This window comes from Mesorhizobium sp. M1396, from assembly GCF_040317725.1.
Lineage (GTDB): Bacteria > Pseudomonadota > Alphaproteobacteria > Rhizobiales > Rhizobiaceae > Mesorhizobium.
This window is the reverse complement of sequence record NZ_JAMYLA010000043.1, coordinates 31,593-48,950: the sequence shown is the minus strand read 5'-3', so window position 1 is coordinate 48,950 and position 17,358 is coordinate 31,593. Positions and strand designations below refer to the sequence as shown.

Genomic DNA, 17,358 nt, shown 5'->3' with positions numbered 1-17,358 from the left:
GGCAATCAGCCGAGAATGCCGGGCAGGTTGAGCTGGTGCTCCTTGGCGCATTCGATGGCGATTTCGTAACCGGCATCGGCGTGGCGCATCACACCGGTCGCCGGGTCATTCCACAACACCCGTTCCAGGCGTTTGGCCGCTTCGCGCGTGCCGTCGGCAACGATGACCATGCCTGCGTGCTGGGAAAAGCCCATGCCGACGCCACCGCCATGGTGCAGCGACACCCAGGTGGCGCCCGATGCCGTGTTGAGCAGTGCGTTGAGCAGCGGCCAGTCGGACACAGCGTCCGAGCCGTCCTTCATGGATTCCGTCTCACGGTTCGGCGAGGCGACCGAGCCGGAATCGAGGTGATCGCGACCGATGACGACGGGCGCCTTCAACTCACCCTTGGCCACCATCTCATTGAAGGCGAGGCCGAGCCGATGCCGGTCGCCGAGCCCAACCCAGCAGATACGCGCCGGCAGGCCTTGAAAGGCGATGCGCTCACGCGCCATGTCGAGCCAGTTGTGGAGGTGGGTGTTGCCGGGCGTCAGTTCGCGCACCTTGGCGTCGGTCTTGTAGATATCCTCCGGATCGCCCGACAGGGCCACCCAGCGGAACGGGCCAATGCCGCGGCAAAACAGCGGACGGATATAGGCCGGCACGAAACCGGGGAAGGCGAAAGCGTTCTCGAACCCCTCTTCCTTGGCCACCTGGCGGATGTTGTTGCCATAGTCGAGCGTCGGCACGCCCGCGTTCCAGAACGCCACCATCGCCTCGACATGTTCGCGCATCGACGCGCGGGCGGCCTTCTCGACCGCCTTGGGGTCGCTGACGCGCTTCTCGCGCCATTCGGCCATCGTCCAGCCCTTCGGCAGATAGCCATTGATGGGGTCATGAGCCGAAGTCTGGTCGGTGACCATATCGGGGCGGATACCGCGCCTGAATATTTCGGGGACGATCTCAGCGGCATTGCCCAGCAGGCCGACCGACTTCGCCTCGCCGGCCTTGGTCCAGCGCTCGATCATCGCCATCGCTTCATCGAGTGTCTCGGCTTTCTCGTCGACATAGCGTGTGCGCAGGCGGAAATCGATCGAGTCGGGATTGCATTCGATCGCCAGGCAGCAGGCACCAGCCATGACGGCGGCGAGCGGCTGGGCGCCGCCCATGCCGCCAAGTCCACCGGTCAGTATCCATTTTCCCTTCAAATTGCCGCCATAATGCTGGCGGCCGGCCTCGACGAAGGTCTCGTAGGTGCCCTGGACGATGCCTTGCGTGCCGATGTAGATCCACGAGCCGGCCGTCATCTGGCCGTACATCATCAGGCCCTTCCTATCGAGCTCGTTGAATTTCTCCCAGGTCGCCCAATGCGGCACGAGGTTGGAGTTGGCGATCAGCACGCGTGGCGCGTCGGGATGGGTGCGGAAGACGCCGACCGGCTTGCCCGACTGGACCAGCAAAGTCTCGTCATCGGCCAGCGTCCTCAAGGAGGCGACGATACGGTCGAAATCGTTCCAGGTGCGTGCCGCCCGGCCGACGCCGCCATAGACAACGAGCTCGTTGGGATTTTCGGCGACGTCCGGGTCGAGATTGTTCATCAGCATGCGCAGCGGCGCTTCCGTCAACCAGGAGCGCGCGCTGATTTCGCTGCCACGCGGGCTGCGGACTTCACGGATGTTGTGGCGAGGATTGTTCATGGCGTCACTCCAAAAAGGACCTGATGTCAGACGCGCGCCCAGGATGTCGCGGCCTCAAGGATTTTCCGCAGCGTCGCGCGGATCGGTGCTGCGAACTCGGCATCGTAAGGCACCGGCCAATTGTCCGGCATACCCTTGCCGTCGGGCTCGCGCATGTAGCCGCGGTTGGAGAGCTCCATCTGCAGCGCATGCACGCCCTGTTGTGGCTGGCCGAAATGGCGTGTGATCCAGCCGCCCTTGAAGCGGCCGTTTACGACAGCGGATTCGCCGGTTTCGGCCATGATCTGACCGATCATCGCCTGCAGGGCCGGATCGGCGCTCTTGCCGTCATTGGTGCCTAGATTGAACACCGGCAGCATGCCGTCGAACAGGCGCGGCAGCACCGAGCGGATCGAGTGGCAGTCATAGACGACGATCTTTCCGTGCAGGCCTCGCAGCCGGTCGATCTCGGCCTGCAGAGCGGCATGATAGGGTGCGAAGAATTTTTCACGGCGCTCGTCGATCTCCGACGGCCCTGGTTCTTCGCCCTCCCGATACAGCGGATCGCCATCGAAAGTCTCGGTCGGACACAGGCCAGTCGTCGCCTGACCGGGATAGAGCGACGCGCCGGACGGATCACGGTTGACGTCGATGACGGTGCGCGAAATCGACGTATGCACGACAGTCGCCCCAAGGTCGGTGGCGAAATCGTAAAGTTTGTCGATCCACCAGTCGCAATCGCGGCGGCCGAGCCAGGGCGACACCAGCCGGTTCTCGAGGCCCGCGAGATCGATGCCGGTGTGCGGAATCGACACCAGCAACGGGGCCGTGCCGCGCGTGACGGTGAGCCAGGAGGGTGACATCATGAGAGATCCCCCTGCGTTGGAGCCCTACGGCGCGAAGGAACGCAGCCTATGATGGCGAGCATTCTCATGACGCAATCCCCGGCAGCGCTATCGCGCCGGCTGCCTTAATAGTCGCGCCGCTGCGCACCATGGCGATCGCCTTTTCCATATCTGGGTGGAAATGCCGGTCATTGTCGAGATGCGGCACCTCGGCCCGGACCAGCTTGCGCACGGCTTCAAGTGGCGCGCTCGATGCCAGCGGGGCGTGGAAGTCGCAGCCTTGTGCCGCGGCCAGCAATTCGATGCCGATGACCGCGGTGGCGTTCTCGACCATGCCGATCAGCCGGCGCGCGCCATGCGCGGCCATCGAAACGTGGTCCTCCTGGTTGGCCGAAGTCGGTATCGAATCGACGCTGGCCGGATAGGCTTTCTGCTTGTTCTCGGAAACGAGAGCCGCCGCCGTCACCTGCGGGATCATGAAGCCGGAGTTCAGGCCGGGCTTCGGCGTCAGGAAGGCTGGCATGCCCGACAATGCCGGGTCGACCAGCATGGCGATGCGGCGTTCCGACAATGAACCGATCTCGCAGACCGCGAGCGCGATCATGTCGGCGGCGAAGGCCACCGGCTCGGCGTGGAAATTGCCGCCCGAAAGGGCCGTGTCATCCTCGGCGAAGATCAGCGGATTGTCGGTGACGCCATTGGCCTCGGTGCCCAGCGTGTCGGCGGCCTGGCGCAGGACGGTGAGTGCCGCGCCCATGACCTGCGGCTGGCAGCGCAAGCAATACGGATCCTGCACGCGCTCGTCGCCAACCCGGTGCGATTCACGGATGGCGCTCCCGGCCATCAGATTGCGCAGCGCGTCCGCCGTCTCGATCTGGCCGCGATGTTTTCTCAACGCATGGATGCGCGGGTCGAAGGGGGCGTCCGAGCCTTTTGCGGCATCGGTCGACAGTGCGCCAGCGACCAGCGCCGACTGGTAGAGCACTTCGGCCTCGAACAGAGCAGCGAGCGCATAGGCCGTCGAGAATTGCGTGCCGTTGAGCAGCGCCAGACCTTCCTTGGCGCCCAATGTCACCGGCTCCAGCCCATGCGAGACAAAGGCGACCTTGGCCGGGAAACGGCCATGCGGGGTGAAGCATTCGCCGACGCCGATCATCACCGCCGTCATGTGCGACAGCGGGGCTAGGTCGCCGGAAGCGCCGACCGAGCCTTGCGCCGGCACCACCGGGATGACGTCGTTGGCCAGCATCGCTTCCAGCAACTCGATGGTCTGCGGCCGCACGCCGGAGGCGCCCTGCGCCAGACTGGCCAGCTTCAGCGCCATCATCAGCCGGCAAATGGCTGATGGCATCGGCTCGCCGACGCCGGCGGCGTGCGACAGCACGATGTTGCGCTGCAAGGTCTCAAGGTCTTCGGCGGGGATACGAACGCTGGCCAGTTTGCCGAAGCCGGTGTTGATGCCGTAGACCGGCTCGCCCTTGGCAACGATCCTGGCGACGGCTTCGGCGCTCGCCTTGATTTTCGGCCGGCAGGCATCGTCAAGCTTGGGCACGGCGCCGCGATAGATCGCGCGCCAGTCGGCCAGCGTCGCATTGCCGGGCTTCAGGGTCAGTTCGGTCATTGTCCTCTCCAGATGCGGGCATGCAGCGGGTTGAAGCCCATGCGATAGACGAGTTCAGCGGGGCGCTCGATGTTCCAGATCGCCAGGTCGGCGGATTTACCGACCTCCAGCGTGCCGGTTTGACCCAGCAAACCAAGCGCGCGGGCGGCCTCGCGGGTGACGCCGGCAAGGCATTCGTCGACTGTCAGGCCGAACAAGGTCGCCGCCATATTCATGGTCAGAAGCAGCGAGGTCAGCGGCGAGGTGCCGGGATTGTTGTCGGTGGCGACAGCCATCTTGACGCCGTTCTGGCGGAACAGGCCGATCGGCGGCTTCTTGGTTTCACGAATAAAATAGTAAGCGCCGGGCAGGATCGTCGCCACGGTTCCCGCCTTGGCCATCGCCGCCGCACCCGCTTCATCGGTGTATTCGAGATGATCGGCCGACAGTGCGCCATAGCGGGCGGCGAGTTCGGCGCCATGCAGGTTGGACAGTTGGTCGGCATGAAGCTTGACCGGCAGGCCGGCCGCCTTGGCGGCATCGAAGACGCGCGCCATCTGGTCCGGCGAAAAGGCGATGCCCTCGCAAAAGCCGTCGACCGCATCGGCCAGCCCCTCGGCGGCAACCGCCGGGAGAATTTCCTTGGCGACCAGATCGATGAAGGCGTCCTTGTCACCCTTGGCTTCCGGCGGCAGGGCATGGGCGCCGAGGAAGGTTGTGCGGATCGTCACCGGCCGCTCACCGCCCAGCCGGCGTGCGGCACGCAGCGATTTTTTCTCATTTTCCAGATCAAGCCCATAGCCCGACTTGATCTCAACGGTGGTCACACCCTCGGCGATCAGCGCATCGAGGCGGGGCAGCGATTGCGCGACCAGTTCGCTCTCGCTGGCGCCCCGCAAGGATTTGACCGAGGAGACAATGCCGCCGCCGGCCCTGGCGACCTCTTCATAGGTGGCGCCGGCCAGCCGCATCTCGAATTCGTTGGCGCGGTTGCCGGCATGGACCAGATGGGTATGGCAGTCGATCAGGCCAGGCGTGATCCAGCGGCTCTCGCAATCGATCGTCTCGGCACCCTTGGCAAATGCCGCGGGGATCTCCGATTCGGGACCGGCATAGACTATGCGGCCGTCACGCGCAGCGATCGCGCCATGTTCGACGATGCCTAGTCCGGCCGCGTTTTCGGCCAACGTCGCCAAGCGTGCATTGCGCCAGATGCGAACCGCCCCTGCCCGGCTTTTGCTCTCTGCAACCATCATCTTTTCCGTTTCAATCGGTGGCGATTATGTATATACATATTGAAACGCACTGCAAGCCATCATCGCACGAGAGACAGAGAACCGGAGAGAAAAGTGACTGATATCTTCGCGGAACAGGCACTCCTTCCCAATGGCTGGCACGACAATGTGCGGCTCACCTGCGCCAATGGACGCATCACGGCCGTCGAACCTGGAGCCACAGCGCTGGCCGGCGACGAACGTCACGCGATCCTGCTGCCCGGCATGCCCAACCTGCACAGCCACGCCTTCCAACGCGGCATGGCCGGCCTCGCCGAGCTTCGCGGTCCCTCCGCCGACAGTTTCTGGAGCTGGCGCGAGGTGATGTACCGCTTCGCCCTGTCTATGACGCCTGACCAAGTCGAGGCGGTTGCGGCACAACTCTATGTCGAGATGTTGGAGGCCGGTTTTTCGCGCGTCGGCGAATTTCACTATCTGCATCACGACAGCGACGGAAAACCCTATTCCAACCTCGCCGAGATGGCCGAACGCATTGCGGCGGCGGCCGGCGAAACGGGTATCGGCCTGACACTGCTGCCGGTGTTTTATGCGCACTCGTCTTTCGGCGGCGCCGCTCCGAACGAAGGCCAGCGGCGATTCGTCAACGATGTGAATCGGTTCTCCCGGCTTGTTGAGAAAAGCCGGGAATCCCTTCGCACTTTGAATCAAGCGGTTATCGGCGTAGCCCCGCACAGTTTGCGTGCTGCGACACCACAGGAATTAGCCGAGGTGGCTGCCATTGCGCCGGACGGACCGATCCACATCCACGTCGCCGAGCAAATGAAAGAGGTCGAGGACTGCCTTGCCTGGTCGGGCGCGCGGCCGGTCGAATTTCTGCTTGGCCATGCCGAGGTCGACCAACGCTGGTGCCTGATCCACGCCACGCATATGACCGATGCGGAAACGATCGGCATGGCCAAGAGCGGCGCGATTGCCGGTCTTTGCCCGATCACCGAGGCCAATCTCGGCGACGGCACTTTTGCCGCGCCGCTGTTCGTAGAGCATGGCGGCCGCTTCGGGGTCGGCTCCGATTCCAACGTTCTGATCGGGCTGCCCGACGAATTGCGCCAGCTCGAATATTCGCAGCGCCTCGCCCACCGCGCCCGCAACGTGCTCGCGGTCGCCGGCGGCTCGACCGGCCGCGCGCTGTTCGACGCCGCGCTTGACGGCGGCAGCGTCGCGCTTGGTGCCGGCGCCTCAGCGATCGCCGCCGGCGCATCCGCCGATCTCGTCTCGCTCGACGCCGGCAGTCCTTCGCTGGCCGGCAAGTCCGGTGACGTGATCCTCGACGCCTGGATCTTCGCCGACGGCAGCAAGGTCGATTGCGTTTGGGTGCATGGCCAAAAACAGGTCAGCGGCGGCCGGCATGCCAGACGCGAGGCCATCGCTGAGCGGTTTCGCAGCGTGATGACGGCGCTTACGGCATGAGCATGACCGGGACAATAGGGACGGAAGGCGGCGGCTCGCTGCACCAGCGCATCCTGTCCGACATCAGCGAACGCATCATGTCCGGCGCCTGGGCGCCTGGTCACCGCATTCCGTTCGAACACGAACTGAGCACGCAATACAATTGCTCGCGCATGACGGTGAACAAGGCGCTGTCGCAGCTTGCCAAGGCCGGACTGATCGAGCGCCGGCGTCGTTCGGGCAGTTTCGTCCGCCGGCCGCAGTCGCAGGCGGCGGTGCTGGAAATCCACGACATCCGGATCGAGGTCGAAGCGCTCGGCCTAGCCTATCGCTACGAGCGCGTGGCGCGACACAAGAGGCTGAGCAGCGCCGAGGATCGCGCACTGCTGGAGCTGAGCGCGGCCGGGCCGGTGCTGGCGATGGAGTGTCGGCATTTCGCCGGCGAGCGGCCATTCGCGCATGAACAGCGGGTGATCAACCTTGCCGCCGTGCCTGAAGCAGCCGACGAGGAATTTCTCGCCATCGCGCCAGGGCCATGGCTGATCGGCCGTGTGCCGTGGAGCGAAGCCGAGCACCGGATTCGCGCTGTCGCCGCCGACAGGCATATCGCGGCCGCGCTCGATATCGCAGCCGGCGGGCCGTGCCTGGTGGTCGAACGGCGGACATGGAGCGCCGAACATCCGGTCACTCATGTGCGCTTCACCTATGCGGCGGAGAGCCACACGCTGGTGGCGCGGTTCAAGCCGTCGCAGGGGTGAGGCCGATCTCCCCCTCGTGGGCGAGATCAGCAGCTTCACCGTCGCCTCAGATCGCGGCAGTGATAATAATCTCGACCAGATATTCCGGTCCGGCGAGCTTTGCTTCGCCGGTGGCGCGGGCCGGCGTGTTGCCTTGCGGCACCCACTTGTCCCACTCCGCGTTCATCTCGGCGAAGGTGTTCATATCGGCCAGCCAGATGATCGCCTGCAGGATCTTGGTCTTGTCCGAGCCGGCCTTGGCCAGCAGTTCGTCGACGGCCGCCAGGATGTCCCTGGTCTGCGAAGCGACGTTGCCGGTCGGCTGACCGACCTGACCGGCCAGATAGACGGTGTTGCCGTGGATGACGATCTGGCTCATGCGCGGGCCAACATCGATGCGACGAATGCTCATTGAATGGTTCCTTCCTGTGTCGGTTGCGTCTCTTTAAAGTTGCAGCCGACTTCGGGCAAGGTCGCCCGGTCAAATCCCCTTGGGCCAACGGCGCGTGACGTCCTTACACGGCAAGTTGACCCGGCAGCCGCAATTCCGCCGGACTGGCTTGTTGACTAATGTAATAACATCACATATCCAATCGGCCGCTAACAGCAGCCGGATTTCGCCGCCTCACGGATCGCAGAATGACAAACACCTGCCTGACATTCCGCGACCTGACGCTTGGCTACGGTAGCCATCCGGCGATCCATCATCTTGACGGCACCATCCGCAAGGGCTCGCTGACGGCTGTCGTCGGCGCCAACGGCTCCGGCAAATCGACGCTGATGAAAGGCATTGTCGGCGTCTTGAAGCCGATGGCCGGCGAGGTCATCCGCGCGCCTGGCGTTCGCGCCGCCTACCTGCCGCAACAATCGGAACTCGACCGCTCCTTTCCGGCACGGGTGGTGGATCTGGTCTCGCTTGGCCTGTGGCCACGGCGCGGCTTGCTTGGCCGCTACACCAGGCAAGATCGCGACGACGTCAGCAAGGCGCTAATGGCGGTCGGCCTCGGCGGCTTCGAGAAGCGTCCGATCGACACGCTTTCGGGAGGCCAGTTGCAGCGCACGCTGTTTGCGCGTGTCCTGCTGCAGGACGCCGACCTCATCCTGCTCGACGAACCGTTCAACGCCGTCGACGCCAAGACGGTTGGCGACCTCATTGCCCTGATCAAGCACTGGCATGGCGAGGAACGGACCATCATGGTGGTCGTCCACGACCTCGATCTGGTGCGGCAGAATTTCCCCGAAACGCTGCTTCTCGCCCGCCAGCCGATTGCCTGGGGCGAGACAAGGGAAACGCTGAAGCCCGAAAACCTGCTGCGCGCCCGCCGCTTCCACGAAGCCTGGGAAGAGAATGCGCCCTGGTGCGAGCCAGACGAGCACGCTCATGGGCACGATCACGACCATCATGGCCATGATCATCACCATGGCATCGGACCGAGGGCCGCCTGATGGACACGCTTTACGGTCTTTTCATCGCGCCCTTCGCCGATTTCGGCTTCATGCAGCGGGCCCTGATCGGTTCGCTGATGCTGTCGCTCGGTGCCTGCCCGGTCGGCGTCTTCCTGATGCTGCGGCGCATGAGCCTGTCGGGCGACGCCATGGCGCATGCCATCCTGCCGGGTGCCGCCGCCGGCTTCCTGCTCTATGGACTGGAGATCCTGCCGATGACCATCGGCGGCCTGATCGCCGGCATCATCGTCGCGCTCGGCGCAGGCGCCGTATCGCGCTTCACCATCCAGCGCGAAGACGCCTCGATGGCGGCGTTCTATCTGATTTCGCTGGCCATCGGCGTGCTGATGGTGTCGATCCGCGGCTCCAGCGTCGATCTCATGCATGTGCTGTTCGGCACCGTGCTGGCGCTCAACGATGAAGCACTGACACTGATCGGCGGCATCGTCGCGGTGACACTGGCCAGCCTCGCCATCTTCTGGCGGGCATTGGTCGCCGAATGCCTCGACCCGCTGTTCCTGCGTTCGGTCAGCCGGCTCGGCAGTCCGGTGCATTTCATCTTCCTTGGGCTCGTCGTGCTCAACCTCGTCGGTGGCTTCCAGGCGCTCGGTACGCTTCTGTCGGTGGGGCTGATGATGCTGCCGGCCGCCGCCGCCCGCTTCTGGACGGCGCGCGTCGAGCCGATGTGCGTGCTGGCGGTGCTGATCGGCTTTGTCTCCTGCATCGCCGGGCTGCTTTTGTCCTATCACGCGTCGCTGCCGTCCGGCCCGGCTATCATCCTGTCGGCTGGCGTCGTTTATTTCGCCTCGATCCTGTTTGGCACGCGCGGCATCCTGCGCGCCCGCATCATCCATCACCGTCACAGAACGGCCTGATCCCCCGCCCCTAAAAGGAGACCCGCCCATGCTGAAATCGATCCGCGCCGCCCTGGCGATGAGCGTTATAACATTAACCGCCTTTGGCGCATCGTCGGCCTTCGCGGCACCGCTGAAGGTGGTCGCCAGCTTCACCATCATCGCCGATTTCGCCAGAAATGTCGGCGGCGACCGCATCGATGTTACCACCATTGTCGGGCCGGATGGCGACGCCCATGTCTACGAGCCGAGCCCGGCCGACGCGGTGGCCATGGCCAAGGCCGATATCGTGCTGGTCAACGGCCTGCATTTCGAAGGTTTTTTGCAGCGGCTTGTCGATGCCAGCGCCACCAAGGCCTCGATCGTCACCTTGACCAAGGGCGTGACGCCGATCGATTTCAAGCCTGAATTCGCCGATGCCGACGCGGCCGAAGGTGCCGGCACCGGCGGCGGCAAAACGGTCACCGATCCGCACGCCTTCCAGTCGATCGCCAATGCCAAGATCTATGTGAACAACATCGCCGAGGCCTTCTGCGCGGCCGACTCCGACGGCTGCGTCAGCTACCAGACCAATGCCGCCGCCTACACCAAGAAGCTCGATGCGGTCGAAGGTGAAGTGAAAGCGGCGATCGCCTCGATCCCGGAAGCGAAGCGCGTGGTCATCACCTCGCATGACGCCTTCGGCTATTTCGAACACGCATACGGCCTGACCTTCCTGGCTCCGCAAGGCATCTCGACCGACTCCGAACCGTCCGCCGCCGATGTCGCCAAGCTGGTCACCCAGGTGAAGCAGGACAAGGCGACCGCGATCTTCGTCGAGAACATCACCAACCCGCGCCTGATCGAGCAGATCGCCAGCGAGACCGGCATCAAGGTCGGCGGCACGCTCTATTCGGATGCGCTGTCGCAGCCCGACGGCCCGGCCTCGACCTATATCGACATGATGCACAACAACATCCGCCAAATAAAAGGAGCGATCCTCGGCAGCTGATTGACCGACACCTTCGGTCCGGCCGGACGAGATAGCCCAGCGGGATTTTCCGCCGGAAAGGTATATCTGCGTTATAATCGTCTCACGCAGATATACCTCAGTTCGAAAGCTGGCGCTCCATGACAGACTTCACCCCGTTCCAGTCGCTGCTTGGCGGCGCTCTCATCGGCCTGTCGGCGGCGCTGCTGATGGCTTTTCATGGCCGGATTGCCGGGATGACCGGCATCCTCACCGGTATCATCCCGCCACTTTCCTCCGAATGGCGGTGGCGGGCCGCCTTTCTCGTCGGCGCCGTGGCGGCGCCGCTTGCCTACCAAGCTGTCGGCGGACACATCGCCTTCAGCGTGCCTGTGCCGACGCTCGCACTTGTCGTCGGCGGCTTGCTCGTCGGCATCGGCGTGCATTTCGGCGCCGGCTGCCCGAGCGGTCACGGCATTTGCGGCATTGCGCGCCTGTCGCCACGCTCGTTCGCTGCCGTCGCGACCTTCATGATCACCGCCTTCGCCACCGTCTTCATAGTCCGCCACGTGGTCTGAGGCTGAACCCATGAACAAGCTCGTCTCGGCATTCCTGATCGGCGGGGTTTTCGGCCTCGGCATCGCCGTTTCCGGAATGATCAATCCAGCAAAGGTACTGAATTTCTTCGACATTACCGGCACATGGGATCCAAGCCTGATCTTCGTCATGGGCGGCGGTCTGGTGGTCGCCTTCGCCGGTTACCGGCTGGTGTTCGGCCGCCGCAAGGCGCCGGTATTCGAAATCGCCTTCGCGCTGCCGACGAAGCGTGCCATCGACGCGGAGCTGATTGGCGGCGCCGCGGTCTTCGGCATCGGCTGGGGCATTGCCGGCTTCTGTCCCGGCGGTGCCATCCCTGCCCTTGGTCTTGGCTATTCAGCGACACCAATCTTTGTCGCGGCAGTGATTGCCGGTATCGTTGTGGCGCGTTTCGCCAGGGCAAGGCTCGCTCAGCCGGCCGCGGCATAGGATTCGAGTTGCCGGCCACGTCAGGGAATGGCAAGACTCCCGACAAATCAGATTGCGAGGACATCGTCATGGAATATCGTGAGATCAGCGAGGACTATTCGGTCTCGGGCCAGATCCAGCCCGAAGACGTCGCCGCCATCAAGGCCGCCGGCTTCAAGAGCGTCATCTGCAACCGACCCGACGACGAGCAGCCCAGCCAGCCTTCGGCCGACACGCTCAAGATGGCCGTCGAAGCCGCCGGTCTCGCCTTCCGCTATATCCCCGTCATCAGCGGCCAGATCACGGCCGAGAATGTCGAGGATCAGGCCGAGGCACTGGATGAGCTCGACGGCCCGGTCTTCGCCTATTGCCGTTCAGGCGCGCGCTGCACCAATCTCTACGGGCTGATCCAGCAGTCGAAGGGCTAGATCGGCTCAAGGGTCAAATCGGCAGCGCGCCGGTTTCCTTCAGTGTCTCCAGCACGATCGCCGTCTTCACATGCTGCACGGATTCGTGCGGCAGGAGCACGCCGTTGACGAATTCCGACAGCGACTTCAAATCGGGCGTCACCACTTTCAAGATGTAGTCCATCTCGCCGGTCAGCGCGTGCGCTTCCTGCACCTCGGGCAGCCGCGCCACCAGTTCTCCGAAGCGCCGCGCATTGTCGCGATTGTGAGTGGCCAATGTCACCGATATGACGTTGACCAAGGAAAAACCGAGCTTGTCGCGGTCGAGCACCGCCCGATACCCCTTGATAAAGCCGTCCTCCTCCAGCCGCTGGCGGCGGCGCGAGCATTGCGACGCCGACAGGTTCACGCGTTCCGAAAGATCATTGTTGGTCAGCCGCGCATCGCCCTGCAACAGCGCCATTATCTTGCGGTCAAACTGGTCAATGCGCGCCTCATCCATGGTTTTGCCCCACATCATGCATACTTCGCGCATGAGATGACCATTTCAAGCGTTTGAATGCAAGCACCGTGCACCGGCTCCGCGTTATGATGGCGCCAGATGGCCTTTTCAGGCCAAGCCAGATTTGGAGGAATATCATGGGCCCCTTCCCGCACGACGCCCCACCCGCCAAGATCAGCAAGGACAACCCCGCCGGCACGGATGGGTTCGAGTTCGTCGAATTCGCGCATCCGGAGCCGCGGAAGCTCGCCGAACTGTTCACCCGGATGGGGTATATCGCGGTGGCCAAGCACCGCAACAAGGACATCACAGTCTGGCGCCAGGGCGACATCAACTATGTCGTCAATGCCGAGCCCGGCTCGCATGCGGTGAAATTCGCCGACAAGCACGGCCCCTGCGCCGCCTCGATGGCCTGGCGCGTGGTCGATGCCAAGCATGCCTTCGACCATGCCGTTGCCAAGGGTGCCACGCCTTACGAAGGCGCCGACAAGGCGCTCGACATGCCGGCAATCGTCGGCATCGGCGGCTCGCTGCTCTATTTCATCGAGACCTACGGCAAGAAAGGTTCGGCCTATGATGCCGAGTTCGAATGGCTGGGCGAGCGTGACCCGCGGCCGGAAGGCGTCGGCTTCTACTACCTCGATCACCTGACCCACAATGTCTATCGCGGCCAGATGGACAAATGGTGGGATTTCTACCGCAATCTGTTCGGCTTCAAGCAGATCCATTTCTTCGACATCGACGGCAAGATCACCGGCCTTGTCAGCCGCGCCATCACCTCGCCCTGCGGCAAGATCCGTATTCCGCTGAACGAGTCCAAGGACGAGACCAGCCAGATCGCCGAATACCTGAAAAAGTATAATGGCGAGGGCATCCAGCACATCGCCGTCGGCACCGACGAGATCTACGCCGCCACCGACAGGCTGGCCGAAAACGGGCTGAAATTCATGCCCGGCCCGCCGGATACCTATTACGACATGTCCTATGCCAGGGTGAACGGCCATGATGAGCCGATCGAGCGGATGAAGAAGCACGGCATCCTGATCGACGGCGAAGGTGTCGTGGACGGCGGCACGACCAAGATCCTGCTGCAGATCTTTTCGAAAACCGTGATCGGACCGATCTTCTTCGAGTTCATCCAGCGCAAGGGCGACGAAGGCTTTGGCGAGGGTAATTTCCGCGCGCTGTTCGAATCGATCGAGCAGGACCAGATCAAGCGCGGGGTGATCAAGGTTCAGGCGGCGGAGTAAGGCCACCTGATGCAGATCTTGCGGCTCGGTCAATTATGACCTAAATTATGGTCATAAAGGATCGAGCCCAATGAATGTTTCCATCGCCGAAGCCAAGGCCAAATTGTCGGAACTCGTCAGCCGCGCGGAAGCCGGTGAGGAGATCGTGCTCACACGCCACGGCAAGGTGGCCGCGCGTATCGTACCGCCGGCAGTAGCCGAACCCCTGCCGCGTATCGGCGCCTTGAAAGGCAAGATCTGGATTGCGGACGACTTTGACGAACTCGGTCCCGAGTGGGACGAGTACGTGAAATGACTGTCGGCCCGTTTCTCGCCGACACCCATATCATCCTTTGGTCGATTTCGGACGATCTGCGTCTCAGCGAGCAGCACCGCGCTATCCTGGCTTCGGAGGCGGTGGTGTTCGCGAGCGCGGCAAGCATTTGGGAAATTGCCATTAAACGTTCGATCGGAAAACTCGCTGCGCCGGACGATCTGCCGACGCTGCTTCCAAGGATGCAATTTCAGCCGCTCGCCGTAACCCTCCAGCATGCGGATGCCGTCAGCGGCCTCCCTCACCACCATGGCGATCCGTTCGACAGGCTGCTGATTGCGCAAGCGCAACTGGAGAACCTGACCATCCTTACATCCGACCGACATTTCGCCCGTTACGATGTCGCTCTGGCATGATTGGTGACCTGGCTTACAAACGCAGCCGCTCGATTTCCGCTTTCCTGAGCTTCGCGTCATAATCGAGCAAGAACTCGTCGAGCTGCGGCGGCTTGACTGACGTGCCCGACAGCATTGCATGCACCTGACCGCGATGATGGATGTCGTGCAGGAAGACATGGGCGAGGATATCGCCGATGCGCTCAGGAATCATGCCGTCGCGGCGCCGGTCGGTGATGACGCGGCGGTCGAGATCAGCCTCCGACAGCCCGTCGCAAAAAGCGATCAGTCGCCGATCGGCCACGGTCTGCGCGGCAAACAGCGCCCGCGGCTCGTCGAAAGGCACGAAATCGTCATGGGCGGCCGCGCCGAGACCGCCCTCTTCGAGAAAATCGAGATAGAGAAGATCGACCGCCAGTATGTGGTTGAGCGTCGCCTTGATCGACGGAAAGAAGCTGGTGCGCACGGCCTCGAACTCGCCGGGCTGAAGGGATAACACCGCCCGGTAGAGCCGGTCGCTCGACCAAAGATTGTTGGCGGCCATGCGGCGCAGATGATCAAGCAGGTTCATGCCCTCACCCTGAGGAACGGATCAGATACAAGCCCACCCATGACCACGAATCCAGCGAGCACAATCAGCAGCAACCGGTACATCCGTCGCCGCACGGCTTGTGTTTCCTCGTCCCGCGCGACGTTCATGTTGGTGATGGTGTGGAACATCATCGCCTTGCGCGGAAAGCCGCCGAGATTGGTGAGAGCGGGCGAACGCACCTCGATGCGATAGCTCAGCCGGATGGCGAGGATGAAAACGGCCAGAATGGCGAGCGCCCAGATGCCCGCCAGCAGATAGAATGCATCCCCCGTCATTCCCTCACCTCTCGTATTTCTCGACCTTCTGCTCGATGGCGCCGAAGATCGAATGACCCGTCCTGTCCTTCATCTCGATGCGCACCGTGTCGCCGAAGCGCAGGAACGGCGTTCTGGGCTCGCCTGACACAATGGTCTCGATCATGCGCAGTTCGGCGATGCAGGAATAGCCGGCGCCGCCAGCCGAGACAGGTTTGCCCGGCCCGCCGTCGAGCTTGTTGGAGACAGTCCCCGAGCCGACGATCGTGCCGGCGGCCAATGGCCGTGTCCTTGCCGCGTGAACGATCAGCGCCGGAAAGTCGAAGGTCATGTCTATACCGGCATTGGCCCGGCCGAACGGCTCGCCGTTGAGATCGGCGAGCAGCGGCAGGCTGACCTTGCCGCCGTCCCATGCGTCGCCCAGTTCGTCCGGCGTCACCGCGACAGGCGAAAACGCCGAGGACGGCTTTGACTGGAAGAAGCCGAAACCCTTTGCCAACTCCGGTCCGGTGAGCGCGCGCAGCGTGACGTCGTTGACCAGCATGATCAGCCGGATCGCGGCGCGCGCTTCATCGAGGCTTGCACCCATCGGCACATCGTCGACGATGATCGCGACTTCGCCTTCCATGTCGATGCCGAAGGCTTCGTCGACTATCCGGATCGGATCGCGTGGCGGAGTGAAGGAGTCCGAGCCGCCCTGGTAGATCAGCGGGTCGGTCCAGAAGCTCGCCGGCATCTCGGCGCCGCGGGCTTTGCGCACCAGCTCGACGTGGTTCACATAGGCCGAGCCGTCGGCCCATTGATAGGCGCGCGGCAGCGGCGAGTGGGCGTCATGCTCGTGGAAGCGCTCCGCCGGCACCGCGTTGTTCTCCAGCGATTCCGCTATTGTCGTGAGGTGCGGTGCGATGCGCCGCCAGTCGTCGAGCGCCGCCTGCAGCGTGCGCACCAGGAACGAGGCGTCGATGAAGCGTGTCAGGTCGCGCGAGACGACGACGAGTTTTCCGTCGCGCGTTCCGTCCTTCAATGTGGCAAGCTTCATGCGGTTTCCTCTCCTTGTGCAGCTTTGGCGCTGCTTAACTCCACAACAAGGCCGTCCCGGGCGATCGTCAAGTCGCCGGCCCATGTTTTCCTGACAGCGGCGATCCATTCGGCTTCGCCGATCTCGGGATCGTCGGCCGGAATGAGGTGATTGAGCACCAGCCTCGTTACGCCGGCATCGCTGGCGATGCGCCCGGCCTCTTCGGCAAAGCTGTGGCTGGCGAGCAGATGGTCTTTCAGCCGCGCGCCATTGCCGGTCCTGGCCACCAGCCGCTCGATGCCTTGTTCCAGCATGGCCTCGTGGACCAGGATATCGGCGCCCCGGGCAAAATCGGCGAGCGGCGGATAAAAGGCCGTATCGGCGGAGAAGACCACGCTTCTCCCAGCGTGTTCGAAGCGCAGGGCAAAACAGTCGGTCACCGGCGGATGGTCGACGCGCAGCGCCGAAACCTCGAGACCGCCTCGCTCGACCACGTGGCCCTCGCCGAATTCGACGATCGAAACCAGATCGCGAATATCCGGCCGACCCTCGTCGACGATGCGGATCTCGATGTCGAACTCCATCGCCTGACAAAAGCGCCGCCAGTAGTGGCCTGTGCCGGGCGGGCCGAACAAGCCGACGGGCGTGGCCAGACCCGCCGTCCAGGCGGTGTGGAGCAACGGCCCTAGTTCCAGCAGGTGGTCGGAATGCAGATGCGTGATGAAGATCAGGTCAAGCCACTTCAGGCTGATGCCGGCGTCGACCAGGCCGCGCGTCACGCCAAGTCCGCAGTCTACAACGACCGTGCGGCCGCCGATCTGCAGCAGCGACGAACTCGGCCATGGACCACCCGGCCGCAGCGCCGGGCCACCCTTCGAGCCCAAAATCACCAGTTGGTCCGGCATTGGCTCGGTG

General features: G+C 63.5%; 21 protein-coding genes. 11 read left to right on the top strand and 10 right to left on the bottom strand.

Features of this window, described 5'->3' with window-relative positions; all coding sequences use genetic code 11:
* Nucleotides 1-5 precede the first annotated feature (5 nt).
* The 4 genes from hutU to hutI form a co-directional block, all read right to left on the bottom strand.
* Nucleotides 6-1,676 (bottom strand): urocanate hydratase, encoded by a 1,671-nt coding sequence (hutU, locus tag NKH02_RS24775; RefSeq protein ID WP_352882251.1) that lies wholly within the window; start codon nt 1,674-1,676, stop codon nt 6-8.
* Between the two features lie 26 nt (nt 1,677-1,702).
* Nucleotides 1,703-2,521 carry an N-formylglutamate deformylase gene (gene hutG / locus NKH02_RS24770; protein WP_352882249.1) on the bottom strand — a complete coding sequence of 273 codons (819 nt, stop codon included), beginning with the start codon at nt 2,519-2,521 and terminating at the stop codon, nt 1,703-1,705.
* 64 nt (nt 2,522-2,585) lie between these two features.
* On the bottom strand, nt 2,586-4,121 hold the full coding sequence (gene hutH / locus NKH02_RS24765; RefSeq protein ID WP_352882247.1) for a histidine ammonia-lyase: 1,536 nt from the start codon (nt 4,119-4,121) through the stop codon (nt 2,586-2,588).
* Nucleotides 4,118-5,353, bottom strand: a complete 1,236-nt coding sequence (hutI, locus tag NKH02_RS24760) for an imidazolonepropionase (protein WP_352882245.1) — start codon at nt 5,351-5,353, stop codon at nt 4,118-4,120. The genes hutH and hutI overlap by 4 nt, the downstream gene beginning before the upstream one ends.
* A 96-nt stretch (nt 5,354-5,449) precedes the next feature.
* Here hutI and NKH02_RS24755 point away from each other — a divergent pair, with 96 nt between their 5' ends.
* Both NKH02_RS24755 and hutC read left to right on the top strand, forming a co-directional pair.
* Entirely contained in the window at nt 5,450-6,802 is a 1,353-nt protein-coding gene (locus NKH02_RS24755; RefSeq protein ID WP_352882242.1) for a formimidoylglutamate deiminase, read from the top strand.
* Nucleotides 6,799-7,539, top strand: a complete 741-nt coding sequence (gene hutC / locus NKH02_RS24750; protein ID WP_352882240.1) for a histidine utilization transcriptional repressor HutC — start codon at nt 6,799-6,801, stop codon at nt 7,537-7,539. The genes NKH02_RS24755 and hutC overlap by 4 nt, the downstream gene beginning before the upstream one ends.
* Before the next feature lie 46 nt (nt 7,540-7,585).
* Here hutC and NKH02_RS24745 read toward each other — a convergent pair whose 3' ends face one another.
* Nucleotides 7,586-7,930, bottom strand: a complete 345-nt coding sequence (locus tag NKH02_RS24745) for a RidA family protein (protein ID WP_352882237.1) — start codon at nt 7,928-7,930, stop codon at nt 7,586-7,588.
* 227 nt (nt 7,931-8,157) lie between these two features.
* Here NKH02_RS24745 and aztA point away from each other — a divergent pair, with 227 nt between their 5' ends.
* From aztA to NKH02_RS24715, 6 genes are all read left to right on the top strand, one after another.
* Complete coding sequence (aztA, locus tag NKH02_RS24740; protein ID WP_352882235.1) at nt 8,158-8,964, top strand: zinc ABC transporter ATP-binding protein AztA; 807 nt, start codon at nt 8,158-8,160, stop codon at nt 8,962-8,964.
* Nucleotides 8,964-9,839, top strand: a complete 876-nt coding sequence (aztB, locus tag NKH02_RS24735; RefSeq protein ID WP_352882232.1) for a zinc ABC transporter permease AztB — start codon at nt 8,964-8,966, stop codon at nt 9,837-9,839. The genes aztA and aztB overlap by 1 nt, the downstream gene beginning before the upstream one ends.
* A 28-nt stretch (nt 9,840-9,867) precedes the next feature.
* On the top strand, nt 9,868-10,809 hold the full coding sequence (gene aztC, locus NKH02_RS24730; RefSeq protein WP_352882230.1) for a zinc ABC transporter substrate-binding protein AztC: 942 nt from the start codon (nt 9,868-9,870) through the stop codon (nt 10,807-10,809).
* 119 nt (nt 10,810-10,928) lie between these two features.
* Entirely contained in the window at nt 10,929-11,345 is a 417-nt protein-coding gene (locus NKH02_RS24725) for a YeeE/YedE family protein (protein ID WP_352882228.1), read from the top strand.
* Nucleotides 11,346-11,355: 10 nt separating this feature from the next.
* Nucleotides 11,356-11,793: a DUF6691 family protein gene (locus NKH02_RS24720; RefSeq protein WP_352882225.1), complete on the top strand. Its 438-nt coding sequence runs from the start codon at nt 11,356-11,358 to the stop codon at nt 11,791-11,793.
* 68 nt (nt 11,794-11,861) lie between these two features.
* Nucleotides 11,862-12,200 carry a protein tyrosine phosphatase family protein gene (locus NKH02_RS24715; protein ID WP_352882223.1) on the top strand — a complete coding sequence of 113 codons (339 nt, stop codon included), beginning with the start codon at nt 11,862-11,864 and terminating at the stop codon, nt 12,198-12,200.
* A gap of 13 nt (nt 12,201-12,213) precedes the next feature.
* Here the strand turns inward: NKH02_RS24715 and NKH02_RS24710 are convergent, their stop codons facing one another.
* The gene (locus tag NKH02_RS24710) at nt 12,214-12,681 is read right to left on the bottom strand and encodes an Lrp/AsnC family transcriptional regulator (protein WP_127270128.1); all 468 of its coding nucleotides are present in this window, start codon (nt 12,679-12,681) and stop codon (nt 12,214-12,216) included.
* A gap of 137 nt (nt 12,682-12,818) precedes the next feature.
* Between NKH02_RS24710 and hppD the strand changes: the two genes are divergently transcribed.
* The 3 genes from hppD (at nt 12,819) to NKH02_RS24695 (ending at nt 14,600) form a co-directional block, all read left to right on the top strand.
* On the top strand, nt 12,819-13,931 hold the full coding sequence (gene hppD, locus NKH02_RS24705) for a 4-hydroxyphenylpyruvate dioxygenase (protein ID WP_352882220.1): 1,113 nt from the start codon (nt 12,819-12,821) through the stop codon (nt 13,929-13,931).
* 70 nt (nt 13,932-14,001) lie between these two features.
* Nucleotides 14,002-14,226: a type II toxin-antitoxin system Phd/YefM family antitoxin gene (locus NKH02_RS24700; protein ID WP_023780515.1), complete on the top strand. Its 225-nt coding sequence runs from the start codon at nt 14,002-14,004 to the stop codon at nt 14,224-14,226.
* The gene (locus NKH02_RS24695; protein WP_352882218.1) at nt 14,223-14,600 is read left to right on the top strand and encodes a type II toxin-antitoxin system VapC family toxin; all 378 of its coding nucleotides are present in this window, start codon (nt 14,223-14,225) and stop codon (nt 14,598-14,600) included. Before NKH02_RS24700 ends, NKH02_RS24695 begins: the two co-directional genes overlap by 4 nt.
* Nucleotides 14,601-14,613: 13 nt before the next feature.
* On the opposite strand, the gene NKH02_RS24690 is transcribed toward NKH02_RS24695, so the two are convergent.
* Genes NKH02_RS24690 through NKH02_RS24675 form a run of 4 tightly spaced genes read right to left on the bottom strand, consistent with a single transcriptional unit; the run spans nt 14,614 to nt 17,348 of the window.
* Nucleotides 14,614-15,150: a DinB family protein gene (locus NKH02_RS24690; protein ID WP_352882216.1), complete on the bottom strand. Its 537-nt coding sequence runs from the start codon at nt 15,148-15,150 to the stop codon at nt 14,614-14,616.
* Nucleotides 15,147-15,446, bottom strand: coding sequence for a hypothetical protein (locus NKH02_RS24685; RefSeq protein ID WP_352882214.1), 300 nt, complete (start codon nt 15,444-15,446; stop codon nt 15,147-15,149). The genes NKH02_RS24690 and NKH02_RS24685 overlap by 4 nt, the downstream gene beginning before the upstream one ends.
* A 4-nt stretch (nt 15,447-15,450) precedes the next feature.
* Nucleotides 15,451-16,464 (bottom strand): fumarylacetoacetate hydrolase family protein, encoded by a 1,014-nt coding sequence (locus tag NKH02_RS24680; RefSeq protein ID WP_352882212.1) that lies wholly within the window; start codon nt 16,462-16,464, stop codon nt 15,451-15,453.
* Entirely contained in the window at nt 16,461-17,348 is an 888-nt protein-coding gene (locus tag NKH02_RS24675) for an MBL fold metallo-hydrolase (protein ID WP_352882261.1), read from the bottom strand. The genes NKH02_RS24680 and NKH02_RS24675 overlap by 4 nt, the downstream gene beginning before the upstream one ends.
* Nucleotides 17,349-17,358: the final 10 nt, after the last annotated feature.